This window comes from Bacillus sp. RSS_NA_20 (genome assembly GCF_020165915.1).
GTDB classification, from domain to species: domain Bacteria; phylum Bacillota; class Bacilli; order Bacillales; family Bacillaceae; genus Bacillus; species Bacillus altitudinis.
On record NZ_JAIUKW010000005.1, the window covers coordinates 1,844,567 to 1,870,659 of the forward strand.

Annotated in this window: 27 protein-coding genes; 5 read left to right on the top strand and 22 right to left on the bottom strand. The window is 42.6% G+C overall.

What is annotated here, in order from left to right:
• Positions 1-19: 19 nt before the first annotated feature.
• The 3 genes from LCD32_RS15220 to LCD32_RS15230 are packed head-to-tail and all read right to left on the bottom strand — an operon-like array spanning position 20 to position 2,766.
• Positions 20-937 (bottom strand): osmoprotectant ABC transporter substrate-binding protein, encoded by a 918-nt coding sequence (locus LCD32_RS15220; RefSeq protein ID WP_060781422.1) that lies wholly within the window; start codon positions 935-937, stop codon positions 20-22.
• Positions 938-950: 13 nt separating this feature from the next.
• Positions 951-1,604 (bottom strand): ABC transporter permease, encoded by a 654-nt coding sequence (locus LCD32_RS15225; protein ID WP_008347681.1) that lies wholly within the window; start codon positions 1,602-1,604, stop codon positions 951-953.
• 13 nt (positions 1,605-1,617) lie between these two features.
• Positions 1,618-2,766 (bottom strand): betaine/proline/choline family ABC transporter ATP-binding protein, encoded by a 1,149-nt coding sequence (locus LCD32_RS15230; protein WP_017359222.1) that lies wholly within the window; start codon positions 2,764-2,766, stop codon positions 1,618-1,620.
• Between the two features lie 269 nt (positions 2,767-3,035).
• On the opposite strand from LCD32_RS15230, the gene LCD32_RS15235 reads away from it, so the two are divergent.
• Entirely contained in the window at positions 3,036-3,572 is a 537-nt protein-coding gene (locus LCD32_RS15235) for a GbsR/MarR family transcriptional regulator (protein WP_017359221.1), read from the top strand.
• A gap of 55 nt (positions 3,573-3,627) precedes the next feature.
• On the opposite strand, the gene LCD32_RS15240 is transcribed toward LCD32_RS15235, so the two are convergent.
• A complete protein-coding gene (locus tag LCD32_RS15240) occupies positions 3,628-4,263 on the bottom strand; it encodes a MarC family protein (RefSeq protein ID WP_024719834.1) in 636 nt (211 codons plus the stop codon).
• Between the two features lie 118 nt (positions 4,264-4,381).
• Between LCD32_RS15240 and LCD32_RS15245 the strand changes: the two genes are divergently transcribed.
• Positions 4,382-4,846, top strand: a complete 465-nt coding sequence (locus tag LCD32_RS15245; protein WP_060781423.1) for a hypothetical protein — start codon at positions 4,382-4,384, stop codon at positions 4,844-4,846.
• Positions 4,847-4,861: 15 nt separating this feature from the next.
• The gene (locus LCD32_RS15250; RefSeq protein ID WP_082181660.1) at positions 4,862-5,326 is read left to right on the top strand and encodes a GNAT family N-acetyltransferase; all 465 of its coding nucleotides are present in this window, start codon (positions 4,862-4,864) and stop codon (positions 5,324-5,326) included.
• 20 nt (positions 5,327-5,346) lie between these two features.
• Here the strand turns inward: LCD32_RS15250 and LCD32_RS15255 are convergent, their stop codons facing one another.
• From LCD32_RS15255 to LCD32_RS15315, 13 genes are all read right to left on the bottom strand, one after another.
• Positions 5,347-5,628, bottom strand: a complete 282-nt coding sequence (locus LCD32_RS15255) for a hypothetical protein (RefSeq protein ID WP_008347692.1) — start codon at positions 5,626-5,628, stop codon at positions 5,347-5,349.
• Positions 5,629-5,994, bottom strand: coding sequence for a hypothetical protein (locus tag LCD32_RS15260; protein WP_060781424.1), 366 nt, complete (start codon positions 5,992-5,994; stop codon positions 5,629-5,631).
• Positions 5,991-7,388: a hypothetical protein gene (locus LCD32_RS15265; RefSeq protein ID WP_060781425.1), complete on the bottom strand. Its 1,398-nt coding sequence runs from the start codon at positions 7,386-7,388 to the stop codon at positions 5,991-5,993. Before LCD32_RS15265 ends, LCD32_RS15260 begins: the two co-directional genes overlap by 4 nt.
• Positions 7,360-8,127 carry an ATP-binding cassette domain-containing protein gene (locus LCD32_RS15270; RefSeq protein ID WP_060781426.1) on the bottom strand — a complete coding sequence of 256 codons (768 nt, stop codon included), beginning with the start codon at positions 8,125-8,127 and terminating at the stop codon, positions 7,360-7,362. Before LCD32_RS15270 ends, LCD32_RS15265 begins: the two co-directional genes overlap by 29 nt.
• 59 nt (positions 8,128-8,186) lie before the next feature.
• Positions 8,187-8,456, bottom strand: a complete 270-nt coding sequence (locus LCD32_RS15275; protein WP_039169204.1) for a hypothetical protein — start codon at positions 8,454-8,456, stop codon at positions 8,187-8,189.
• 280 nt (positions 8,457-8,736) lie between these two features.
• Entirely contained in the window at positions 8,737-10,029 is a 1,293-nt protein-coding gene (gene eno, locus LCD32_RS15280; protein WP_003212752.1) for a phosphopyruvate hydratase, read from the bottom strand.
• 29 nt (positions 10,030-10,058) lie between these two features.
• Positions 10,059-11,594, bottom strand: coding sequence for a 2,3-bisphosphoglycerate-independent phosphoglycerate mutase (gene gpmI, locus LCD32_RS15285; RefSeq protein WP_057079072.1), 1,536 nt, complete (start codon positions 11,592-11,594; stop codon positions 10,059-10,061).
• Positions 11,587-12,348 (bottom strand): triose-phosphate isomerase, encoded by a 762-nt coding sequence (gene tpiA / locus LCD32_RS15290; RefSeq protein WP_017359213.1) that lies wholly within the window; start codon positions 12,346-12,348, stop codon positions 11,587-11,589. The genes gpmI and tpiA overlap by 8 nt, the downstream gene beginning before the upstream one ends.
• Positions 12,349-12,378: 30 nt before the next feature.
• Positions 12,379-13,563 (bottom strand): phosphoglycerate kinase, encoded by a 1,185-nt coding sequence (locus LCD32_RS15295; protein ID WP_008347708.1) that lies wholly within the window; start codon positions 13,561-13,563, stop codon positions 12,379-12,381.
• Positions 13,564-13,776: 213 nt separating this feature from the next.
• Positions 13,777-14,784, bottom strand: coding sequence for a type I glyceraldehyde-3-phosphate dehydrogenase (gene gap / locus LCD32_RS15300; protein ID WP_012011304.1), 1,008 nt, complete (start codon positions 14,782-14,784; stop codon positions 13,777-13,779).
• A gap of 31 nt (positions 14,785-14,815) precedes the next feature.
• Positions 14,816-15,853 (bottom strand): sugar-binding transcriptional regulator, encoded by a 1,038-nt coding sequence (locus tag LCD32_RS15305; protein WP_008347711.1) that lies wholly within the window; start codon positions 15,851-15,853, stop codon positions 14,816-14,818.
• 288 nt (positions 15,854-16,141) lie between these two features.
• Entirely contained in the window at positions 16,142-17,527 is a 1,386-nt protein-coding gene (locus LCD32_RS15310) for an amino acid permease (RefSeq protein ID WP_060781653.1), read from the bottom strand.
• Positions 17,528-17,664: 137 nt separating this feature from the next.
• On the bottom strand, positions 17,665-18,858 hold the full coding sequence (locus LCD32_RS15315) for an ornithine--oxo-acid transaminase (protein ID WP_060781427.1): 1,194 nt from the start codon (positions 18,856-18,858) through the stop codon (positions 17,665-17,667).
• 209 nt (positions 18,859-19,067) lie between these two features.
• Here LCD32_RS15315 and LCD32_RS15320 point away from each other — a divergent pair, with 209 nt between their 5' ends.
• The gene (locus LCD32_RS15320; protein WP_035389431.1) at positions 19,068-20,510 is read left to right on the top strand and encodes a sigma-54 interaction domain-containing protein; all 1,443 of its coding nucleotides are present in this window, start codon (positions 19,068-19,070) and stop codon (positions 20,508-20,510) included.
• 27 nt (positions 20,511-20,537) lie between these two features.
• Here LCD32_RS15320 and LCD32_RS15325 read toward each other — a convergent pair whose 3' ends face one another.
• Both LCD32_RS15325 and rpoN read right to left on the bottom strand, forming a co-directional pair.
• A complete protein-coding gene (locus LCD32_RS15325) occupies positions 20,538-21,275 on the bottom strand; it encodes a FadR/GntR family transcriptional regulator (protein ID WP_224564137.1) in 738 nt (245 codons plus the stop codon).
• A gap of 174 nt (positions 21,276-21,449) precedes the next feature.
• Positions 21,450-22,748, bottom strand: coding sequence for an RNA polymerase factor sigma-54 (rpoN, locus tag LCD32_RS15330; protein WP_224564139.1), 1,299 nt, complete (start codon positions 22,746-22,748; stop codon positions 21,450-21,452).
• 70 nt (positions 22,749-22,818) lie between these two features.
• Between rpoN and yvfG the strand changes: the two genes are divergently transcribed.
• Positions 22,819-23,034, top strand: coding sequence for a protein YvfG (yvfG, locus tag LCD32_RS15335; protein ID WP_017359206.1), 216 nt, complete (start codon positions 22,819-22,821; stop codon positions 23,032-23,034).
• 24 nt (positions 23,035-23,058) lie between these two features.
• Here the strand turns inward: yvfG and LCD32_RS15340 are convergent, their stop codons facing one another.
• From LCD32_RS15340 to LCD32_RS15350, 3 genes are all read right to left on the bottom strand, one after another.
• The gene (locus LCD32_RS15340; RefSeq protein WP_060781430.1) at positions 23,059-24,384 is read right to left on the bottom strand and encodes an MATE family efflux transporter; all 1,326 of its coding nucleotides are present in this window, start codon (positions 24,382-24,384) and stop codon (positions 23,059-23,061) included.
• Positions 24,385-24,447: 63 nt separating this feature from the next.
• The gene (locus LCD32_RS15345; RefSeq protein ID WP_081114566.1) at positions 24,448-25,263 is read right to left on the bottom strand and encodes an ABC transporter ATP-binding protein; all 816 of its coding nucleotides are present in this window, start codon (positions 25,261-25,263) and stop codon (positions 24,448-24,450) included.
• A gap of 13 nt (positions 25,264-25,276) precedes the next feature.
• Positions 25,277-26,092 (bottom strand): ABC transporter ATP-binding protein, encoded by an 816-nt coding sequence (locus tag LCD32_RS15350; protein ID WP_170916861.1) that lies wholly within the window; start codon positions 26,090-26,092, stop codon positions 25,277-25,279.
• Between the last annotated feature and the right edge of the window lies 1 nt (position 26,093).

The following is a 26,093-nucleotide window of genomic DNA, read 5'->3' on the forward strand; positions in this document are numbered from 1 at the left end:
GCTCTGACACCTCCCAATCTTACTCAAAGTAATTGTGTTTCTTTAAAAAATCTCTCGCAACAGTCGCTGGTTCTTTTAGTTCTCCATCGACTTGATAATTGAGCTCTTGCATTTGTTCGGTATCGATTTTTCCAATCAACCTGTTGATCACCTTGTCCAGTCCTGGATTTTCTTTTAATACCTTCTCAGGGACAACTGGTGATGCATCGTATGGTGGGAAGAATCGTTTATCATCTTTTAAGATTTTGAGATTATACGCTTTGATCCGGCCATCTGTTGAATAGGCAAGCACAATATCCATTTTTTCATTTTTCAATGCGTCATAGACTAGACCGATCTGCATCGGAAAAGTGCTTCCAAATTCAATTCCGTATGTTTTCACAAACCCTTCGTAACCGTCACCTTTCTTTTTCAGCCAAATATTATCTACACCGAAGCGATAATTTTTGGCATTCTTTTTTAAATCAGAGACTGTTTCTAGGTTGTTTTCCTTCGCCATCTTCTGCGTCACAGCAAAGGCATACGTATTATCAAACCCATAGGAATCAAACCATTTGTAATCATAGCGTTTTTTGAATTCTTTCTGGACGATTTCCATTGCACGCTTTGGATCTTTTTCTGCATCCATTCCTAGCGTACTTGTTAAATCCGTGCCTGTATATCGTGTTGCCGAAATGTCGACATCCCCGTTTTCCATTGCTTTCTGCTGCACCGTATTTGAGCCTAAATTCTTCACAATGGTTGTCTTTTTATCTGTGTAATGCTCAATGATGTCTCCCACCATATAGGCCATAATTTCTGATTCTGTAAAGTTTTGTGCACCGATTCGCAGCGTGCCCCCTGAGGAGCCGGCTAGTCCAGGAAGTGAACAGCCACTTATGAATAGCAAGCATCCGGCAAGCAGTGCACTGATCCATTTTGTTTTTCGATTCTTCACATGAGCCAACTCCTTATGAAACTTCCTTCAATCCTTTTAAGCCTTCTGGTGTTACTTTTTTCTCAAGCTTCATCAATGTAAGGTCAATGATGACTGCTAAAATAGTGACAGGGATCGCACCCGCAATAATGTATTCCGGCTGGTAAAGCTGAAGCCCAATTAAAATGTAGTCACCAAGACCGCCTCCACCGATAAAAGCAGCAAGTGTTGTCCACCCAATTAAATAAATCGTTGAGGTTCTGACCCCTGCCATAATGACCGGAACAGCAAGCGGCAGTTCAACAAGACGAATTTGTTCCCATGTCGTCATGCCAATCCCTTTACCAGATTCAAGCAAGTTTTTGTTCACACCTTGAACACCGGCATACGTATTTCTTAAAATAGGCAAAACGGAATAGAAAAATAGAGCAACGATCGCAGGTATTTTTCCAACTCCCAAAATAGGAATAAAAAATGCAAGAATCGCTAAACTAGGGAGTGTTTGAAAGATATTCACGACGCCGATGACAAAACCGGCGCCTCTTTTCATTCGTGTAAGAATGACGCCTAAAGGAACGGCCACGATAATGCCTAACACAACGGCAATTAAAGAAATGTATAAATGCTCCCACATTTTTGTGAGGAGTTCCCCACCATTTTTCTCAAGAAAATCGATGATTTGATCCATGTGTACACCTCCCTTAGTTCATTTCAGTGACAGCCTCCGGGGTATCTTCTCCCCAAATAGAGTCATATACGACATCTACAAGACTTGCACGTGTGACGATGCCTTTTAAGTGCCCTTTTGCATCGACAACCGGTACATATTTAATGCCGCGTATTAAGATCTTTCGGACAGTATCTCTAAGAAGCGCACCTTCTTGTACTGTATAAAATTCTGTATTTAAAATATCGCCAACGAAGGCTGCTTTTCTGCGGTTTGCATCGATGGTTTCAATGTCGATATAGCCTTTCAGCACATGATTTTCATCAACGACAAGCAGGGAATCAACCCGCTTTTCTCTCATAATAAAGATGGCATCTGTCAATGTTTTTTCGACGGTAATTGTGACTGGAGATGTGTTCATCATTTGTTCCACACGTTCCATATTCGGATTTGACTGAAGCAGACGTTCTTTCCCGATGAATTCTTCTACGAATTCGTTCACAGGGTTACGTAAAATATCATCTGGCGTGCCCACTTGGACAATCTCTCCATCTTTTAAAATGACAATGCGGTCTGCAAGTTTAATCGCTTCATCCATGTCATGTGTGACGAATACGATTGTTTTATTTAACGTTTTTTGCAGTTTCTTAAATTCTTCCTGCAATGAATCTCTTGTGATCGGGTCAAGTGCTCCAAATGGTTCATCCATCAGGATTAAAGGGGGTTCTGCTGCGAGTGCGCGAAGAACGCCGATACGCTGCTGCTGTCCTCCACTGAGTTCATGCGGGTAACGCTCTAAGTATTCCGGCCCCATGTCGACGAGTTTGAGCAATTCACGCGCTCGTTCTTTTCGTTTTTCTTCCGGCCACTTCAACAGCTTCGGCACAAGGGAAATGTTTTGTGCGATGGTCATATGAGGGAAAAGTCCAATTTGCTGAATCACATAACCAATTTCTCTTCTTAATTGGACTGGATCTTTTTTCATAATGTTTTCTCCCTCGATCAATATGTTTCCTGAGGAAGGTTCAATCAGTCGGTTAATCATCTTCATGGTTGTCGTTTTTCCACAGCCACTCGGTCCAATAAAACAAATAAATTCTCCTTTTGCTATTTCTAAATCAATATTTTTGACAGCTTTTTTTCCGCCTTTATACGTCTTAGATACATTCTCTAGTTTCAGCAAATGAGACACCTCCAATTAGTCGGATATATATTTTCAGAAAATTTACACCTTATTTATTATAGTGCAAACTTTATAAAATAAAAAGTTTACAATGTGTTTGTATTGCATAAGATTTATTTAAAATTTTCAGTTAACGGCCTGATATGTACCGATCCCTCCTTTTTCCTCCAACTTACGAGCAAATACTCAATATTTATTGTTTTCATCAACAAACAGGTATATGATATATTGTGTTACAAATTGTCAGTCGTGAAGGGATGAATCGGGGAATGGACAAGCAAGCGTTAGGCGCCATTCAAAAAGCACAGGATCATTATATTGAAAAAGCTGCCGAGAACATGAATGCCTTTGGTCTTTCTGCCACAGTGGGTAGAGTGCTTGGTATCATTCATATGAACCGTAAACCAATGACGCTCGGTGAGCTCTCAGAGGCGACCGGCATGAGCAAAACAAGAATGAGTCAAGTCGTTCGAGAAATGCTTGATCTGAATATTGCTGAAAAGGTTTATGAAAAAGGAATACGCAAAGATTTATATGACGTTGAGCAAGATCAATATCAAACCTTTATTTCATTGTTTGCAGCCAATTGGTCACGTGTTGTCAGCAAAAATCGCAAGGCACATAAGAAGACATGCAAGGAATTGCTGGAGCTGCTTGAACAAGATGACCTGCCAGAAGAAACAGTAGATAAAATCAATCTTCTTCTTTCAGAAATCAAGGAAAGTCTCGATTATTATGACTGGATTAGCCGTTTAATTGAGTTCTTTGAAAGTGAAGAAGTATTTCAACATGTGCCAAAACCTTAAAAAAAGCTGTTTTATTTTACAATTTTGTAGAAAAAAACAGCTTTTTTATATACACTTATGACATCAGCATTGGGAACATCCCTTTGATCCCTGCGCCAATCATCTCTACTGCCACAACAGCTAGAATCAATCCCATTAATCGTGTCACGACATTCATCTCTGTTTTCCCCATTTTTCGCATAATGAAACTTGAATAATGAAATGCATAATAGGTCATGGCAAGTACAACCACAATGCCAATAAGAATCGCAAGCAGATGAAGCGTTACTTGGTGGCTTCCTGGGGTTAAGCTCATGACGGTCGCAATTGTACCAGGTCCGGCAATGATCGGAATGGCGAGTGGGGTCACCGAAACATCAGCTTTCTCCTTGCTTTCTGCCTTTTCATCCGAATGAGGGTTTTGAACATGTGATTCTTTTGCATTCAGCAAATTGTAAGCGATACCAAAAATAAAAATACCTCCGGCGATACGGAGTGCATGGATATCAATGCCAAACAATTTGAAAATGAGCCTGCCTGCCAAAAGAAAGGCAATCAAAATCATAAAAGACACAACAATCGCTTTTTTGGCCGTCTGGGAACGTTCTTTCTCAGAATAGCCTTCTGTTAAAGTGATAAAAAGAGGCACGTTTCCAATGGGATTTGAGACAGCAAATAGTGACACAATGACATGAATCATAAAGGAAATCAACAGACACCCTCCTTTTTTCATAGTGTCTGCTAATCTGATGCGAATATTCCCTTGTTCTGTTAAAACCTGGTTTGTTTTAACCGATGATAATAGAGGTTTAACGAAAGGGGAATAGAACATGAAAAAAAACATCACGATCATTGTCTTGTCTGTGATCATCCTAGGTGCAACTGGCTGGATTGTGTGGCAGCAGCAGTCGCTCACCGCGGCAGAGAAAAAACACCAGCAAGAAACCAGAACGAACGATAAGCAGCTGGCACAGTTAAAGTCAGAAGGCACGGATATGAAAGATGAAATCGATGGTCAAAAAAAGGAATTGTCCACCGTCACAAACAAGCTGAAGAAAGAAAAGAAGGCGCATCAAAAAGAAATCAAACAGCGTAAAGCGCTTGAGTTAAAAATAGACCAGCTTCAAAAAGAACTGGCATCAGCGAAAGCAACGGCTCAAGCGAATAAGCAGGCAGCACAAACAACTAGGAAAACAACTGTCAAAAAAGACCCAAATGTCACCCATCATCCTCCTTCTCAATGGGTGCAGGATCAATATGATTGGGGTGTTAAACAAGGGTATATCAAAGAATAGAGAGGATGAAATGATTTGATACAGATTCGGCCATTGTCTCATGATCAGTCTGTTCCTATGGATCTTTTACTATTAGCTGACCCTTCAACTGAAAAAGTCCTTGCCTATGTACAATCTGGTTCTTGTTATGTTGCTTTTCATAAACAGGACATGATTGGTGTGTATGTTCTGACGCCTCTGTCTCAGCAGACAGTGGAAATCATGAATGTCGCCGTGAAGGAGTCATGGCAAGGGAGAGGAATTGGGAAGCAGCTGATCCGCCATGGTATTTCAGAAGCCAAAGCAGCTGGCTTTCATACAATTGAAATTGGCACAGGCAACTCTAGTATTCAGCAGCTCGCCCTTTATCAAAAATGCGGTTTTCGCATGGCGTCTATCGATCACGATTTCTTTCTGAAGCACTATGATGAACCGATTTATGAGAACGGTATTCAGTGTATGGATATGGTGCGGTTGTCACTCGTTCTTCAAGCAGACTGACTTCATTCAGCCTGCTTTTTTTATGTTCTGCTCTTTTTCACTGCATGAATCACATATTGAATCAAGAAGTAGAGAGCGGCACCCGCTAAAAAACAGACCACGCACCCAAAGAGCGTTGCCTCTGAGCTGAATTGATACTGCTCAATTTTCATGATATAAAATGGCATACCAAATAGAGTTGGACTTGATTCAACATGATGAACCTCTAGCAGCATTAAAAATACTGGCGTCATAAACACAGCAAACACATACAGCATCGCAAGCGTTAAACCGCTAGAAAACGAATGAAATACTTTAACCATTTAGTTCTCTCCTTTCATCTCTTTTAAACTGGCGATGATATTTTTCCCGTCTGGGCAAGCTGGATGCAGCATCACTGTATTTAATAAAGAAAAAAGCAGCAATGGATGCGTCAAAGGATGCCTCCACATGAAGAAAAGCACACCCGAGCAGATCACAGGAAACACAGGACCTGCAAGTGCCACCATCACATTAAAACCCGGCCGTGAAAATTTCTCATGGACAATCGACACGTGCATCCAATCGATCATTACCACATAATCAAAGATGGGTCTTTTTTCGATTTTGTTGCACACCATCACCATCAGGATATGACCGAGTTCATGAATGAGCACAACTGCTATTAAGCAAAATAAAAGCGTCATCATCGCACAACCGGCCTCTTTAGCATGGCAGCATATATGAAGATGAAGAATGCGGCTGAACAAGCCATATAGGCAGTTGAGAGCAGCTGGGTATTTGCTGAAAGCCACTGGACTAAAAGCATATCCAACATACTGAACACAGCAATCATCATCACGATCACAAACAGTTTATTAAACTCACTAATCTTCACGACAAACCCGACACATGCCGCCATGACAGTGATCAATAAAATGGACAAACTCGCCAAACCGTGCCCTTCACTTTCGACCCCAATCATGAAATAAGCAAGCCCGATATAGACAAAATAAATCAATACATTCATTGTGTAATAAAATAAAATTCTTGATAATAAATAGGCACCCTTTGATGTATTTAACATAAAAATGGCTCGCTGATTGAGATGATATTCCCTGCCAATCATGAGCGGTAGCATAATAAGGATCTCCTTTAAGGCAAACTGCACAATAAAGGCATACATCCAGCCAGTTTCTGCCGGAGTGAAGATCATTGGGAGACCTACTGTGAGACAGACAAGAAACAGGAACAAAATACCTTGTTCTTTAAAAACAGCTGATCGGCTGAAATAAACGAGTTCCTGCCGCAGATGTGTGAAAAATGAAGAATCCGATCTGATTTTTTGGTAAGAAAACGACTTCACCTCTACCTTTAGCTGCAAAAACATCCGATTGACATAACAAGCCGCCAAGCCCTTCAGCCAAAACCACCCTGCACATAGGAAGATCATCAGAAATATAAGATAGATAGACGGCCATACGTGAATCATCTCAACCGCTTTTTGAAAAAGAAGAAACACGAAAGCACCGAGCGTCATAAATCCAATCGTTTGCAGCAGTAAATGCTCTTTTGTTTTTGATATAAAATGGCTCACACCAATTCGTATCAGCATCCAAGAAGCGAGCGTATAGAGCGCCAATCCACAACAAGTGATCCCTACCACAATGATCCAATACAAAGATAGTGTAACGCCGCTAATGATCAGTCCTAATAGGATGGGTAAAAAAAGCAGACCAAGCATGATGAAACAAAACAGCACTGGAAAGAAATACACACAAAGGACAAATGAGACACTTTGCATCGCACTATTCAAAAAGAAGAACTGATACTCTTGACGCTTCATTTTATGACGGGAAAAGACAATACCTGCTCCCAAAAGCAGCAGGGTCATTTTCACAAATTGAAGGTATAAAGCAACTGGTTCGCTCTCCCCTACTTGCATAAAAAAACGCAGGCTCATGACAACGTATATGGCGTAGATCAGCAACATAAAAACGGCTGCGGCGAGAAGCTGCAAAGGATATTTTTTGCCGAGCTGCTTGATTTTCGTTGTGAGCATGCCCCATTCTATTTTATGAAGAACGTGTCGTGTCCAAGTCATTGAGCAACCTCTCCACCTGCATATAGTAATCTTGATTCACTTCTTTATAAATATCCTCAAGTGCTTGATGAGGGAATGTTTTGTTTGTTTCTTGACGTGACATATCCAGCTTGATATCACCGTTTCTTAAGATCATAAGGTGATCATACAATGTCTCACCAAAACCTAAATGATGGGTAGAAATGAGAATGCCTGCACCTTGATCTCTCAGCTTCATGAGCACCTTTTTTAAGATGATCATCATATCTGGATCAAGTCCATTTGTAGGCTCGTCGAATACATAATAATCACAAGACCTAAGGAGCTGTGAAATGATTTGGGTTTTCTTTTGATTGCCATGAGACAACTGGGCAATTGGCTGATCCATATAAGGTCTCAGCTCAAACAGATCGACGAAGGCCTCTTCTCGAGGTGCATTTCGTTTGTCTGGAAGCTGGAGTAAATGAAAATATTCTCTCGGCGTTAAATAATCAAACAAAGCATGATCATCAGGAATATAGGAAACATGTTCTTTCAAAAAGGAGATATGTGCGGAGGATTGAAAATTCAGCTGTTTACCATGTAAAGAGACAAACCCCGTAAATGGTGTTAGTCCAAACATAGACTGAATCATCGTGGTCTTTCCTGCACCATTATGCCCCAAAAGCAGAAGCATACGTCCTTTCTCCACATTTAACTGAATATCGCGGAGAGAAAAGGTGCGGCTATACGTTTTTTCTGTTAAGTGTAATGTCAGCATCATGTCCCTCCATTTATTTCAGATAGAACAGATGACCCCGCATCTGTTCTCACCATTTGTTAGAAGCCGCATTTGATTTTAATATACAGGCCTAAAAACTTGAACTCTCCTAAAAATTTCGAGCCTTTTCCAAATGTTTTGCATGCCCAAATCAAAGCGGCAACTGTCACAATGCCTAAGATAGCGGCAAGGACATAAATCCAAAATGCATTTTTCTGTACGTTCTTAGAAGTTAGAATTCGTTGCTTCCTTTCATCATATGCCGCCAGTAGGTGAAGGACATACATGTATACACCTACTGGAAAACGAAGGCTAAAAGGATTCAGCATCTCATCACCCCCTAATATATGTAAAATGATACCACCCCCATGCAAATAGCATAAGTTCAATTCAGATCATATTTTTAGTAGAGTTTTCATGATTTAATGCTTATAAATCATCAAGCTCATCGTTTCTCCTCTGACTGAAGGATGATTTTTTACAAAAATAGGATATGACAAAGGAAGCAGAGCTAATTCGCTTGAGCTAGCTTTGCGTCTTTATTTCAACATAAAAAAAGCGCTGCGATACGCTCTTTTCAAAAGAGCGCACGCAGCGCGTTGCTTTACATTACTTATTCAAGTTGTAGAATGTAGCAATGCCGTGGTATTGAGCTGTTTCAGCCAATTGATCTTCGATGCGAAGTAATTGGTTGTATTTCGCCACACGGTCCGTACGAGACGGAGCACCTGTTTTGATTTGTCCAGCGTTTGTTGCAACTGCAATGTCTGCAATTGTGCTGTCTTCTGTTTCACCAGAACGGTGAGAGATAACAGCTGTATAGCCTGCACGTTTCGCCATTTCGATTGCATCAAATGTTTCAGTTAATGTACCGATTTGGTTTACTTTGATGAGGATTGAGTTACCAACGCCGTTTTTGATTCCTTCAGAAAGCTTCTTCGTATTTGTTACGAACAAGTCGTCTCCTACTAGCTGAACCTTGCTGCCAAGACGCTCAGTTAATAGTTTGTGACCTTCCCAGTCGTTTTCATCAAGGCCGTCTTCGATCGAGATGATTGGGTATTTCGATACCATATCTTCATACCAGTCAACCATTTCAGCAGATGTTTTCACAACACCTTCGCCTGATAAATGATATTTACCGTCTTCTTTGTTATAGAACTCAGAAGATGCAGCATCCATCGCAAGTTTGACTTCTTCACCTGGTTTGAAACCAGCTTTTTCAATCGCTTCTACGATTGTTTGAAGTGCTTCTTCGTTAGAACCAAGGTTTGGAGCGAATCCACCTTCGTCACCTACAGCTGTGTTTAAGCCTTTCGCGCTTAATACAGATTTCAGGCTATGGAAGATTTGTGCGCCCATGCGAAGTGCTTCACGGAAGTTCGGTGCACCTACAGGCATAATCATGAATTCTTGAATGTCTACGTTGTTATCCGCATGCTCTCCGCCGTTGACGATGTTCATCATCGGTACTGGAAGCGTTTTGGAGTTGAATCCACCAAGGTATTGGTAAAGTGGAATTTGTAAGAAATCAGCAGCCGCACGTGCTACAGCGATAGATACGCCAAGGATTGCGTTTGCGCCTAACTTCCCTTTGTTTTCTGTTCCATCAAGTTCGATTAACATTTTGTCAATTGCTACTTGTTCAGTGACATCAAAGCCTAAAAGCTCTGGTGCAATGATTTCGTTTACGTTGTTTACAGCTGTCAGAACACCTTTTCCAAGGTAACGGTCTTTGTCTCCGTCACGTAGTTCTACTGCTTCATATTCACCAGTAGAAGCACCACTTGGTACTAGTGCACGGCCAAAGCCGCCAGATTCTGTGTAAACTTCTACTTCAACTGTTGGGTTACCGCGAGAGTCTAATACTTCGCGTGCATATACGTCAACAATGTATGGCATCGTTATTTCTCTCCTTTTGAATCAATTTGTTATTTTTGAATCAATGATGTTCCTGTCATCTCTTTTGGTTTTTCAAGACCAAGTAAGTCTAAAAGCGTTGGAGATAGATCGGCTAAAATGCCGCCTTCTCTAAGCGTCGCACCTTTTTTCGTTACGATGACTGGAACAGGGTTTGTCGTATGTGCAGTATGCGGCTTTCCTTCTTCGGTAATGAGCACGTCTGCGTTACCGTGGTCTGCCGTGATGATGGCATGTCCGCCTTTTGCTAGGATTGCGTCGACTACAGCTCCTAAGCACTCATCTACTGCTTCAATGGCTTTGATTGTTGGCTCAAGCATACCTGAATGCCCCACCATATCTGGGTTAGCAAAGTTCAGAATGATCGCATCATGCTTGTCAGCATTGATGTCTTCAACAAGTGCATCCTTTACCTCGTAAGCGCTCATTTCCGGTTTGAGGTCATAGGTTGCGACATCTGGCGAATTGATTAAGATGCGGTCTTCACCAGGAAATTCTTCTTCACGTCCACCGCTCATAAAGAACGTCACATGAGGATATTTCTCTGTTTCAGCAATCCGCAGCTGCTTCAATCCATTTTGAGAAAGTACTTCTCCTACTGTGTTATCCAAATTCACTGGTTTGAAAGCCACATAGCCATCTACCGTTTCACTGAAGTGTGTGAAGCAGACGAAGTGTAAATCCTTCGGATGTGCTTCCCCGCGGTCAAACGAGCGGAAATCTTCATTTGTGAATGTGTTTGAAATTTGAATCGCACGGTCTGGACGGAAGTTATAGAAAATCACAGAGTCACCGTCGTTTACTTTTGCAACCGGCTCACCATTTTCTCTCGTAATGACAGATGGAATAACGAACTCATCGTAGATTCCATTTTCATAGGAGTCATCAACGACATCATAGATGTTTTGATAACTTGGGCCTTCACCATACGCCATCGCGCGATATGCTTTCTCCACACGATCCCAGCGCTTGTCACGGTCCATTGAGTAATAGCGTCCAGAAAGTGTTGCAACTTCTCCGACACCGATTTCTTTGATTTGTTCTTCAAGCTGTTTTAAGTACACTTTCGCTGTTTTCTGACCAACATCACGTCCGTCTAAGAAGCCGTGAATGTATACTTTTGTTAAGCCTTCTTTTTTCGCTAGTTTCAGCAAGGCAAAAAGATGCTGGATGTGGCTATGCACACCGCCGTCTGACAAGAGACCGAATAAATGAAGCGCCTTGTCATTTTCTTTTGCATAAGTCATTGCATCTAGGAACGTTTCGTTTTTCTCAAATTCCCCATCACGAATGGCAACATTCACTCTTGTTAAGCTTTGGTACACGATGCGTCCTGCACCGATGTTCAAATGCCCAACTTCAGAGTTCCCCATTTGACCTTCTGGGAGACCCACTGCCTCACCTGAAGCCGTTAAGGTTTGATGCGGAAATTCGTTCCAGTAGCGGTCGAAGTTCGGTTTCTTTGCTTGGGCAACAGCGTTACCAACTGTTTCGCCTCTTAAACCGAACCCGTCTAAGATGATTAATGCAGCTGGTTTCTTACTCATATTGACCTTCCTCCAATAATTGAACGAAAGACTGAGGTTCTAAGCTTGCGCCGCCTACCAAAGCACCGTCAATATCGGATTCTGCCATATATTCTTTAATATTCGCAGGTTTCACGCTTCCGCCATATTGAATGCGAAGGCTGTCTGCCGCTTCTTGACCAAATTCGCTTGCAACAGTTTGGCGAATGTGCGCACAAACATCGTTTGCATCTTTTGCTGTAGAAGATTTACCTGTACCGATCGCCCAGATTGGCTCATAGGCAATGACAGATTCAGCAACTTGCTGCTTCGTTAAACCAGCTAGTGCTTTCTTCACTTGATCAGCGACAAGTTCATTTGTTTTGCCTGCTTCACGCTCTTCAAGCGTTTCACCTACACAGATGATTGGAACGATGCCATGCTTGAATGCAGCATGTGCTTTTTTGTTCACTGTTTCATCTGTTTCAGCGAAGAATTCGCGGCGCTCTGAATGACCGATCACTGAGTAGCCGATGCCAAGGTCTTTTAGAGCGGCAGGGCTGATTTCGCCAGTGAATGCACCGTTTTCTTCAAAGTGCATGTTTTGCGCACCAATTTTAAGGTCTGTTCCGTTAGAAAGACTGTTCAGCTTTTCAAGGAAAAGGGCTGGTGCACAGACAATAGATTCCACTTTGTCAGGAGATGGAATAGATGACTTGACTTCTTCAACGAAGCTTACAGCTTCGCCAAGTGTTTTGTTCATCTTCCAGTTCCCAGCTATAATTGGTTTTCTCATGATTGACACTTCCTTATAGCAGTTTTGGTCTTATTTATCGTTTAATGCAGTCACACCTGGAAGTTCTTTGCCTTCCATAAATTCAAGTGAAGCGCCGCCACCTGTAGAAATATGGCTCATCTGATCGGCAAGACCAAATTTCTCAACAGCTGCTGCTGAATCTCCACCGCCAATGACAGAATATGTATCTTTCGCTTCTGCCAGTGCTTCTGCGATTGCTTTTGTTCCTTTAGCGAATGCATCGATTTCAAATACACCCATTGGTCCGTTCCAGACAACAAGTTTGCTGTTTTTAATGACATCAGCATACTTCTCTCTTGTCTCTGTTCCAATATCAAGTGCTTCTAGATCACTTGGAATTTCAGAGATTGGCACAATGCTTGTATTCGCATCATTTGAAAAGTCGTCGGCTACCAGAACATCTGTTGGAATCAGGAAGTTCACGCCTTTTTCTTTTGCACGGTCCATAAAGGATTTCGCTAAATCTACTTTGTCTTCTTCTAATAGAGATTTCCCTACTTCGTGGCCAAGTGCTTTGACAAATGTATAAGCAAGTCCGCCGCCGATGATCAGGTTGTCCACTTTATCAAGAAGACTTTCAATTACACCGATTTTATCCTTTACTTTTGCGCCACCGATAATCGCTGTAAATGGGCGATCAGGGTTTGAAATGGCTTTTCCTAGAACCTCAAGCTCTTTTTGCATGAGGAAGCCTGAAACAGCCGGAAGATACGCTGCAATACCAGCTGTGGATGCATGTGCACGGTGTGCAGCACCGAACGCATCATTGACATACACATCGGCTAAATCAGCAAACGCTTTTGATAATTCAGGATCGTTCTTTTCTTCACCAGGATAGAAACGAACGTTTTCAAGCACTAGCACATCTCCTTCTTTTAAGTTAGAGATTTGCTTTTTCACGTTGTCGCCGTAAGCTTCATCTGCTTTTTTCACTTCTTGTCCAAGAAGCTCTTGCAGACGTTTTGCTACAGGTGTCAGACGCAGTTCTTCAGTAACTTGACCTTTCGGACGACCCAAATGACTAGCTAGTAGTACCTTTGCGCCTTGTCCTGTTAAATACTCAATCGTTGGTAATGCTGCGCGAATACGAGTATCATCCGTCACTTTTCCGTCCTTCATTGGAACGTTAAAATCTACGCGGCAGAACACAACTTTACCTTTTACGTCAATGTCTTTTACTGATTTCTTATTCATGCTCGTCAGGAGATCCTCCTTTATTCTGGTTTCCTTACGCATTGGACAAGTCTCTCTTTATCCTTTTCCCATTTTGCCCTCATCAAAACGAGAAATCGTGCAGAACGGATAAATACAGAGAAAAAGGGAAAGGGATGCTTCCCCTTCCCTTGTCCGTCTTCATTATATCGTGTCTCTAGGAAAGAACCAAGTGAGTTCCTTCAGTGTGAGAAATTAAAGACCTTGTTTTGCAATGTAAGCTGCAAGGTCAACAACGCGGTGAGAATATCCACTCTCGTTATCGTACCAAGAAATGACTTTCACCATGCTACCTTCCATTACCATTGTAGAAAGAGCATCGATTGTTGAAGAGTTTGCATTACCATTGTAGTCACCAGATACTAATGGCTCTTCGCTGTAGCCAAGGATTCCATTAAGTTCTCCTTCAGCTGCTTCTTTAAGTGCTGCATTTACGTCTTCAGCTGTCACATCTTGATTTAATTCAGCAACAAGATCAACTAAAGAAACGTTAGGTGTTGGAACACGCATAGCGCCACCGTTTAATTTACCTTTAAGTTCAGGCAATACAAGTGAAACAGCTTTCGCAGCACCTGTAGAAGTTGGGATGATGTTTTCCGCAGCTGCACGAGCACGACGGTAGTCTTTGTGCGGAAGATCAAGAATTTGTTGGTCATTTGTGTATGAGTGAACAGTTGTCATCATACCGCGTTTGATACCAAATTTATCGTTAAGTACTTTTGCAAATGGAGCTAAGCAGTTTGTTGTACAAGATGCATTAGAGATGACATCGTGGCTAGCTGCATCGTATTTGTCTTCGTTTACACCCATAACGATAGTGATATCTTCTTCGTTAGCAGGAGCAGAGATGATGACTTTTTTAGCGCCAGCTTCTAAGTGTTTAGCAGCGTCTGCACGTTTTGTGAAGAATCCAGTAGATTCAACAACGATTTCTACGCCTTGTTTACCCCAGCTTAATTTCGCAGGGTCACGCTCAGCTGATACTTCGATTGTTTTACCGTTCACTACTAAGTTCGTACCGTCTACAGAAACCTCTGCATCTAGTTTTCCGTGAACAGAGTCATATTGTAAAAGGTGTGCAAGCATGTTAGCGTCTGTTAGATCGTTAACCGCTACTACCTCAACTTCAGGATTGTTTAATGCTGCACGAAATACGTTACGTCCAATACGTCCAAATCCGTTAATACCGACTTTTACTGCCATGATGTTTCCTCCTTTTATAGGTCACAATGTTTTATATTGAGGGATCGATTGACTCCCTTAATAACTCTTTTGCGGCTCCTTCGTCTGTGACGAGAACCGTTCGGCGGGGTTTTTTGAAATAAGCTTCAATGGCCCCAGCCTTTGATGATCCACCTGCAACAGCAATGATGTGTGGAATGCTTTCTAAATCATCTAGCTGCATGCCGACGGAGTGCACTTTGTGGACGACCTCGCCATCACGATTAAAGTAATAGCCAAAAGCCTCTGTCACTGCGTCATGCTCATCAATCTTTTTTAAATCTTCAGCGGGTGTGTTTCGTCTCATCGCCATTGTTTTTGCTTCACCGATTCCATGAATGAGCATCGTGGATGATTTAATCGTTTGAAGCACTTCTTTGACGGACGGCTCTTCAATAATGGAAGAGTAAGCACCTTCTGACAGCTGTCCTGGAACAAACAGCAGTTTGTAAGTACCGGAAGCTTTTTCAGCCATGTGGGCACAAATGGTGTTTGCCTGATTTTTTACATTCTCCCCAAGACCGCCTCTCGCAGGGACAAACATCATGTCTCTGTTTTTGGCATCAGGGGTCATCATTTCGGCAACAGCTTCCATCGTCGTTCCGCCAGTGACGGCGACGATATTATTTCCAGTAAACCTTTTTTTCATACACTGGACAGCAGCTCTTCCCATTTCTTGCTTCACCCACGGGGATTCATCGCTGTCACCAGAAACAATGATGACTTCTTCCAGGCCTAATTTCCTCTTTAATGTATTTTCCAAAAAGGTTAAACCTAAAACGTCCTTCATCATTCCTTCAAGCATTTCAAGCAAAGCATGACCTTCAGTCGTCAGCATCATACCGCTCGTTTTGACATCCAGCAGATTTTGTTCCTTTAAGAACTGAACCTCAGCTCTTAAGATACGTTCACTCAGACCAAGACTTGTCGCAAGACTTCTGCGACCAATTGGTTCAGCTAATCTGATGTACTGCAAAATGTCGTAGCGCTTTTGCATAACTGTGAGAAGATCTGGTAATAATTTTTTTTGAGCTTCCAATAAACGATTCATGGCTAACGACCCTTTCTTTTCACGTTGGACTAAAAACGTCCCACTGTGACAAAAAACGTCCCGCCACAGCCAAAAAAAATCAATCCCTGCTTTCTTTAATTATTTTAACAGGATAATCTTGCATTTTCAACTCTTACAAACACATTTAGACAAAAAATAGACACATTTTGACCGATAACCTGCTTGTCATCTAGCTTTCCGCCATTTTATTTTTTTCAAACTATTTATTTTCTTCTATATTGAATGCATTTGTCTTTGAAAAGGTGCAGGCGGTCAAAAGCCGCCTGCTTATGTTTTCGGTATCGTTTCTTTCTCTTCATTAAATCGTTTCGCATCTTCCTTCGGTTTAATCTTGAGGTAGTAAATGATGTAGCAGGCGGCCATAAATGGAACTCCGCAATAAAGACCAATCCGCTGATCCTCAATAAAGAATAAACTGATAAGAACAATGCCAAATGCGATAAAGCCTGCTAATGGCACAAATGGATAAAAAGGTGTTCGGAAGACAAGATCCTTTACATCTCCGCCCTCTTTTATGAATTGTCTTCTAAAGAAGTATTGGGATAAACAAATCGACATCCAAACCACGACAAGCACCATACCCGAAATGGAGATGAGCCAGACATATACCGTTTTTGGTGCTACAACACTCGTGAGCAGTGATAGAGCAGATACACCCATTGTCACCAATAAGGCATTGATCGGGATTTTACGCTTGGATAATTTTTTCGTGAAAACAGGTCCTTTCCCGTCTTTTGAAAGCGCCCAAAGCATACGTGATGATGCATATAATCCAGAGTTCGCTACAGATAAAACGGCTGTAATGATAATAAAATTCATGATATCTGCAGCGTATGGTATGCCGACCTTGTCCAACACCACAACAAACGGACTATCCACTGCGCCGGCGGTCTGCCATGGAAGAAGTGCTGCAAGAACCGCAATCGATAAAACAAAAAAGACCATCGTCCGCCAAATAATATTCCGAATAGAGCGTGGGAGTGTTTTTTCTGGATTTTCACTCTCCCCTGCTGCAATCCCTACAAGCTCTGTTCCTTGAAAGGAGAAATTGACTGTGACCATGGTTAATAAAATCGCAAAAAGACCATTAGGAAAAAGTCCGCCATGATCCGTCAAATGACGAAATAGAGGGGCTGGTTCCCCACCTTCCAAGTGAATCATTCCGAAAATTGCGCCAATTCCAATGATAATAAACAATAAGATCGCAGCAACCTTGATGGCTGAAAACCAAAACTCGGTTTCAGCAAAGCTACGAGCTGAGATGGCATTCACGGCAAATAAAATCACGCTAAATGCAAGACACCAAAGCCAAACAGGGATATCTGGGAACCACCTTTGGAGCAAAATGCCTGCTGACGTAAACTCCAGTCCAATTGTACATGCCCAGCTAAACCAATAAAGCCAGCCGATCATAAAGCCTGTGGACGGACCTATATATTTGGTTGCATACTCTTGAAAGGAACCGGCTGTCGGCATCGCCACTGCTAATTCACCAAGACAGAGCATGACCAAATACATGAGCAACCCGCCAATGATAAACGAAAGAATGGCTCCCCCTGGGCCTGCCTGATGAATAATGAGTCCTGATCCAAGGAAAAGGCCTGTTCCGATGACCCCACCTAAGGCAATCATAAAGAGATGTCTGCTTTTCATGGAACGCTCTAGTTCATTATGCTGTTCTGGCTTCAAATCCGCTTCCCCACTTTCACTCTTCTATTCATCAACCTTTGACAAAATTCGCCGTTCATTGAAAGAGAAAGGGAGAATTATAAGGCTTCTCCCTTGATCATTTATGCTTGAAATAACGCTTGGATATGAGCAATTGCCCAATCCAAGTCTTCTTTTGAAATGGTAAGCGGCGGTGCAAATCGAATTACTGTCTCATGGGTTTCTTTGCATAACAGCCCCGCTTGCTTGAGTTTCTCACAATAAGGTCTAGCTGCCTCAGTCAGTTCCATCCCAATAAATAGTCCACGCCCGCGTACTTCCTTAATGACAGGACTTTGAATGCGTGATAGTTTGTCTTTGAAATATTCCCCAAGCTCAAATGAGCGCTCGGCAAGCTTCTCGTCGATTAAAACATCTAATGCAGCAAGTGATACTGCGCACGCAAGAGGATTCCCGCCGAAGGTAGACCCGTGAGACCCTGGATTAAATACACCTAAAATATCACGGTTTGCTACAACACATGAGATCGGGAATACCCCACCGCCAAGTGCTTTACCAAGAATCAGCATATCCGGCTCAATATCTTCCCAGTCGCATGCAAACATCTTGCCGGTCCGCGCTAATCCCACTTGAATTTCATCTGCGATCAATAACACATGTTCCTTCTCACAGATCGCTTTTGCCTCTTTTATAAAGCCCTCAGGCGGCATGACAATGCCCGCTTCTCCTTGAATCGGTTCAAAGAGAAAAGCTGCTGTTTGCGGAGTGATTGCTTCGCGTAACGCCTCAATATCTCCATAAGGGATGAGCTTTATGCCTGGGAGCATCGGACCGAAACCTCTTTGATATTCTGCTTCCGAAGAAAGTGACACAGCCGTCATTGTACGACCATGAAAATTCCCGGTACATGCAATGATTTCTGCTCGATTCTCTTCGATTCCCTTGACATCATAGCCCCATCGTCTCGCTGCCTTTATCGCCGTTTCCACAGCCTCGGCACCCGTATTCATCGGCAATGCCATCTCTTTATTCGTTAATTTGCAGATCTTCTCATACCATGGGCCAAGCTGATCATTATGGAAGGCCCTTGATGTGAGTGTCACGCGGTCAGCTTGTGTTTTAAGCGCTTCAATAATGCGGGGATGGCGATGTCCTTGGTTCACTGCAGAATATGCACTGAGCATATCCATGTAGCGGTTGCCTTCAGGATCAGTCACCCACACTCCCTCAGCCTCTGAAATCACAATTGGCAACGGATGATAATTCGCCGCACCGTATTGTTCTGTTTGATGAATCAATGCTTTTGTCTGTGTCATCGTGTATTCCTCCTTCTATAAGCTTGCCTCTTTTGATTGGGTTCATCTTCACTCTTATGTTATGCAAGGATCATGCCAACTTAGTGATCGCTCTGTGTCTAGGATTGTGCTCATCTTTACCGCAAAAATATTTTGCATATGCAAATTTTTTTAGAGGAAACCGCAAAATTTTTCATGTAAAATAGAGGTAATGTCTGGAGGTGGCGCAAGTGAAAAAAGATCAGCATACCGCAAAACTCGAAAATGAGATTGATCTATATAAACAAATGCTCGATTTAATTGATGTTGGGGTTCACGCCATTGACGAAAATGGCAATACCATTGTTTATAACAAAAAAATGATGGAGATCGAATCTTTAAAACGTTCTGATGTCCTTTATAAAAATGTCTTAGACCTCTTTGTGTTTCAGGACGAGATGCACAGTACACTTGTCCAAGCGCTGCGAACCGGAAAACAGACGGTTCATGCAAAGCAGACGTATCACAACTACAATGGAAAAGAAATCACAACGATTAACCATACATACCCGCTCGTACGAGACGGTTTGATTCAAGGGGCAGTTGAAATTTCGAATGATGTCACGAAACTGGAACGGCTCATTCATCACAATATGAAGAAAAAAGGAAACACACGCTTTACATTTGATTCAATCATTGGGGAGAGTCCTGCCTTTTTAGAAGTGATTGAACATGCGAAACGAGCCACACGTACCTCTTCTTATGTGCTGATTGTTGGTGAGACAGGGACGGGGAAAGAGCTATTTGCACAAAGCATTCATAATGGCAGCAGCCGTTCATCTGGACCATTTATTACGCAGAATTGTGCAGCACTGCCTGATAACCTGATTGAAAGTCTGCTTTTCGGAACACAAAAAGGGGCTTTTACAGGGGCAACAGATCAGCCCGGTCTATTCGAACAAGCACAAGGAGGTACACTGCTTTTAGATGAGATCAACTCATTACACCCGGCTCTTCAAGCAAAACTATTGCGCGTCTTGCAAGAGAAACGTGTAAGAAGGTTAGGCAGTACAAAGGAAATCGCCATTGATGTGAGAGTGATTGCGAATATGAATGAGGACCCTGTGGATGCGATCGCAGGTGGACGGATGCGAAAGGATTTATTTTACCGGCTTGGCATTGTCACCTTGTTTATCCCGCCACTCTCTGAGCGAAAAGAAGACATCCCCACATTTGTCATGCATTTTATTCAAAAATATAATGAACTGTTTCAAATGAATGTGAAGGCGGCTGATGAAGAGGTACTTGCCCTGTTCCAAACGTATCATTGGCCGGGCAATGTAAGAGAACTGGAGCATGTGATTGAAGCTGGGATGAATATGATGATGGACGAAACATACTTAAGCATGCATCACCTTCCTTACCATTTCCGTTTCAAGCAAGGAGAAGGACGTCCTAGTGAACACATGCAGATGAGTCCGCTTAATCTAGCAGCTGCAGCTGATACGTTTGTCTACACGAGCTCAGATCATACAACTGATTTCCAAACCCAAATGGAACGATTTGAAAAACAATACATCGTCCATTACTTAAATAAAATGGACGACAATATTTCACAGACTGCAAAGATATTGGGCATGAGCAGGCAAAGTCTGCAATATCGAATGAAAAAGCTGCATATTTCTCTTCAATAATAGAGCTGTGCCCTTATGTGGCACAGCTTATTGAATATCTGGCTTTCCTTCCTGTTCTTGCAGCACATCACCAAGAAGTTGTTCTACTTTTTCCAAATGTGTAAGCATCGCCCTCTCCGCTTCTTCTGGCTGCTTGTCCATGACAGCTTGATAAATACGTTCATGGTCTTTGTAAAGCTGACGTATGGACGCTTTTCTTGAGAATAACACGATTTTTCTCGTTTCTCGCATCGTTTCCATTAACAAGGTTGAGACCTGATTCATTAACGCCGCCAGTAAATGATTCTTTGAGGCTTTAGCGATGGCAAGATGAAATGTGAGGTCTGCCTCCTCACCAATTTCTTTATGCGCCTCTGCACGCTTCATTTGTTCTAGTGCCTCATGCAGTCGATGGAGGTCATCGTCTGTCCGCAGCAATGCTGCCTTTTTGACAGCACCTGATTCAATGATTGATCTCACTTCAAGAAGCTGCACGATATCCTGCTGCTTCATCAAAAAAGCAGGAGATAAACAAAATGTGAGCTGCTCAGGATCGAACTGCTTCACATATGTGCCTTCTCCTTGCTTCATCTCTATTAATCCGATCGCTTTCAGAGCGGACAGCGCCTCTCTCACAGCGGAACGGCTGACTTGAAAGTTTTCAGAAAGTGCTTGAACCGAGTCTAATTTTTCGCCCGGAAGAAGCTCCCCCGTTCGAATGGATTCGACTAATGCATCCGCAATTTCTTCATATATTTTTTTCGTTTTGATTTGTTTATATTTCAATTGGTCTCACCTCATCACTGTTGTCTACCCTATCGGCTCATGCCCTATCTTATACTTTACCCCAAAATTTCAAATCACACGTCTTCCCTTTTTTCAATTCTCAAGAAATCTTCTCTCACTCTTCCACTCATCAAAAAAGAAGCACGTGCCATTGTTTCTGGCATGTGCTTCTTTTTAATCATATCGCTTCCGCAGCGTGGAAGACGGAAGATTCATTTGTTCACGATATTTAGCAATGGTTCTGCGAGAGACGCGGATACCAAAGGTTTGCTGAAGCTGCGTCATGATTTGCTGATCCGAATACGGTTTTTTCTTATTTTCTGATTGAATCAGCTCCGCAATGTGGGTCTTCACTGTGTAGCTGGATGCTTCTTCTAGCGAATGCCCTTCTAGTTTCGCTTGGAAAAACTGTTTCATTTCCATTAACCCATAAGGGGTCTGCACCATTTTCCCTTTGACTGTTCGACTCACTGTCGACTCATGCACATGTAATATATCTGCAACCCGCTTCATCGTAAGCGGTTTCATTTTATGCTTACCGGTCAGGAAAAAATCAGTCTGTTGTAAGATAATCTCACGAACGACATTTGTCATCGTTTGTTTTCTCTGCTTCAGCGCTTGAACAAGCCAATTGTACTGCTGCTGCTTTTCCTTTAAATATGCATATGCTTCATGCCGCTTTTGATCTTGAATCATGGCGAAATACCCTTCATTCATTTCAATGTCCGGAAAAGCACGCTGGTTCAGCTCGAATGTGATGTGACCTCCCGCAGCTGTAATCAACACATCTGGCTCTATATACACATCCTGGTCTTCATAAGAGAAATGAAGGCCTGGTCTTGGTTCGAGAAGCGACACCTCATCTTGTATGGCTTGCAGGGTTTTCAACGGCATACCTGTTTTAGCTGCGATTTCCTTCCAAGCCTTCCTTGCGAAAAGAAAGAAATGCCCTTCGATGATCAGCTCTGCTTCATACCAGCGATCCTTTTTTCGTCTAAGCTGGAGCAGGATGCATTCTTGCAATGATCTAGCGCCAATACCGGCAGGCTCTAATGATTGAAGCTGATGAAGAACGGCCTCTACTTCTTCTGCCGAAGCCTGTAACACAGCGGCCATTTGGTCAACCGGTTCATTTAAATAGCCATTGGAATCAATGGACTCAATCATGAATTGAAAAATCCTTTGATTCTTTTCACTTAAATTCAAATCAATGGCCTGTCTCTTTAAATACATTTGCAGGCTTTCTTTTTGATGCGTACGATACGGCTCTGTCATTCGATCTTGCGTTCTTTTATGATAAACTGGTTGATAGCTGTCCGTGTCTTTCCGCTCAATCAGAGGGTTCTCAAGCGCTAACTGATCAAGATACTCACCCAGCTCTGCACAATTCAATTGCAGCAGCGTAATCGCCTGCCTGAGTTCTTGCGTGAGTACCTGCTTTATTACTAGTTCTTGTTGCAGTTTAAGGCTCATTGTCTCCCCTCCCTCTCATCATTTTACATGAAGATTGACGGACCGTATATACGAAATAGGAGTGATTTCCATGTCTGAACTTTTTTCTGTTCCATACTTTATTGATAACTTAAAACAGCACATCGCCATGAATCAACATGAAGACAAGATTCATGCCATGAACGCTTATTATCGTTCGGTGGTTTCTACACTTGTGCAGGACCAATTGACGAAAAATGCTGTTGTCTTGAAGCGAATTCAGCATCTCGATGAAGCGTACCAAAAGGTGAAAAAAGAAAGCGAATAAATGGACGACAAACAACACCCTTTCTCATGATTGCAAAGGGTGTTTTTCATGCAGGAAAAGCTTTTGATCCAGCTTCGATTTGTACATCATCAAAAAGCCGGACCGCCCTACAGTATAAATGATAAAGGCAAACCATAGTCCGTGATTGTGCCATATCGGAATGACTGCCGCCTGAACAGCCACAAACAAAACCATCGCAAACAGCATTGAATTCCTAACAGGAGCAATTTCTGTCGCACCTGTGAATACACCATAAATCACCAAGCCAAAGCAAGCAGCAAACGGATAAAGAACGAGCCAATCGGCATATTGCAGTGTCACATCAAGAAGCTGAGGCAAATTTGTAAACAGGCTCAAAATTGGTACTTTAAAGAAAAAGTAACCTGCCGCAATGACACATGCCATCACAACTGCCCATTGTCTCGAAAGGGTTAAAGTTTTATCATAAAGCACTCGGTCGTTCGCACCTACTGATCTACCGACAAGGATGCTGGACGCATTGGCAAATCCATCGAACAAATAGGCCATGATGTAGTGAATTTGAAATAAAATGGCATTCGCCGCCAATTGCTCCGTTCCGAAAGAAGCTCCCTTTGCTGTAAACATGTTGATCACGACAAGCAGACAGATCGTTCGGATAAACAAGTCTTTATTCACATGAAACATTTTCTTTACCGCACATGTGTCCATCACCTGCTGGATAGACGGCATCCGAAAACCGTTTGACGTATGCTTCAAGATGATCAAGGCCCCTAAAACAAAAGCAGTGAGTTCAGAGATCAATGTCGCCGCTGCCACACCTTTGACGGCAAAAGAAAACGCATGAACTAAGATCAATGCCAAGATCATATTCATGACATTGATCAAAATTTGTAAAGAAAGGGCTTCTTTCATTTTTGCCATCCCCATCAGCCAGCCGAGTATGACGTAATTCATCAAGGTAAATGGCGCTCCCCAGATCCGAATATGAAAATAGTCCGCTGCATATTCGCGCACATCAGCAGCAGGAGAGATGATCCATAATGCGGATTGAATAATGGGCCATTGAAGAGCAATAAAACAAAGTCCGACGATAATAGCTAGCAAAAAAGGCCTTAGAAAAGCAAGAACACCCTGCTCCTCGTTCTGCGCTCCGTTTGCTTGGGCAGCAAAAGCAGAAGTACTTACCCGCAGAAAACCAAACAGCCAGTACAATGTACTAAAAATGAGACTGCCGACTGCGACGCCTCCTATATAAGCGGGGTTGGCAAGCTGGCCAACAACTGCTGTATCGACAGCTCCAAGTAATGGCGTGGTCATCGTTGAAATGGTTAAAGGGATCGCCAAAGCTAAATATGCTCGATGGTTCACGATGCCACCTGCCTTTCATGAAAAATAGCCTCTCTTAAAAGAGGCATTGAGGGAATGAAAAAGTTAACGAACCGGCCTGCCAATCGTTCGAGACAAAGGGTGGCTGGCGAGCGTTGCCTCCTTCATTTTCAGCACAGCTTCGTGCTCTGATATAAAGAAATCATCCTTCGATTGAAACTGAGCCACAAGTTCACCCTGATCAAGAATCGCTAATTGATCACTTAAATGATAGGCCGCTGTCAAATCATGTGTGATAAATAAGTATGCAAGCTTCAGCTCTTTCTTTAATTCGACTAACAAATCTAAAATGACTGCCTGCGTAACCATATCTAAGCTACTGACTGATTCATCCAGCACAATGAGCTTTGGCTGAAGCACCAGTGCTCTGGCGATGTTGATCCGCTGTAGCTGGCCGCCGCTAAATTGGTATGGGTACTTGGACAAATCCTGCTCACTGAGCCCTACTCTTTCTAACCAGTGAATGAGTATATGCTGACGTTTTTTACGGGTCATTGGTTCATAGTTTTCAAGCGGCTCAGATAGAATTTGTTCCACTGTCCACCTTGGATTCACCGCTGAATATGAATCTTGAAATACCGCTTGTACATGCCGGCGGAACTGCTGATGTGTCCGCTGATCTGCACAAATGATATCCTGACCTTCAAAAAGAACTTGGCCGGTACTCGGCTTCTCTAGTCCAAGGATGATGCGGCCGAGTGTACTTTTCCCTGCACCACTTTGACCTAATAACCCAAGACAAGTGCCTTCTTCAATGGTCAAATGAACGTTTTTCAGGACAGGGGTTCTCCCTTTTGTCCTCATCAGAAACGATCGGTTGCCATATGAATGACTCACTGCTTTCACTTCTATTAAATGCAACGGTCTTCTCACCTCAAATCGTGCAAACAGCTGGAATGGATGGACGAGCTGCTAAAAGTTTCTTTGTATAATCATGCTTCGGGTGTTCAAAAAGCTCAAGAACTTCAGCCTTTTCAACGATTTTTCCTTGTTTCATCACCACGACCACGTCTGCCATTTCTGCAATCACACTAAGATCGTGGGTAATGAGCAAAATCGCCGTTCCGTATTCATGACGAATTTGATTCAAGTGCTCAAGCACCAGCTTCTGATTGTGTACATCTAATGCGGTTGTCGGTTCATCTGCGATGATCAGAGGCGGATGCATACAGGCAGCCATAGCAATCATGACACGCTGGAGCATCCCCCCGCTTAATTCAAAAGGGTACTTACTCAGTAATTGATCTGGATGCGGCAGGTTCATTTTCTCTAAGGCTTTCATTGCCTGGACCCGTGCCTGCCTTTTACTGACAGCTGTATGCCGGCAGATTGTTTCAATCAATTGATGTCCAATTGTCCATACAGGCGTAAAGCTATTCATTGGATTTTGCATAATATATGAGAGATCTTTGCCACGAATAGACCGCATATGCTGTTCACTCAAACCGATCAATTCTCGACCTTGTAGAGTGATACTTCCAGTCACTTCCGTTGTTTTTCGATCAAGCATGTTTAAGATCGACATACTTGTCACCGTTTTTCCGCATCCACTCTCACCAATTAATCCAACAATTTGACCGCGCTTTACCTCAAATGCTATTTCCTGAACGAGAGAAATGGTTCCTTGCGGCGTTTTCGTATGCACATGCAGGTTCTCTATATTTAAAATAGACTCTTCCAACTGACTCATT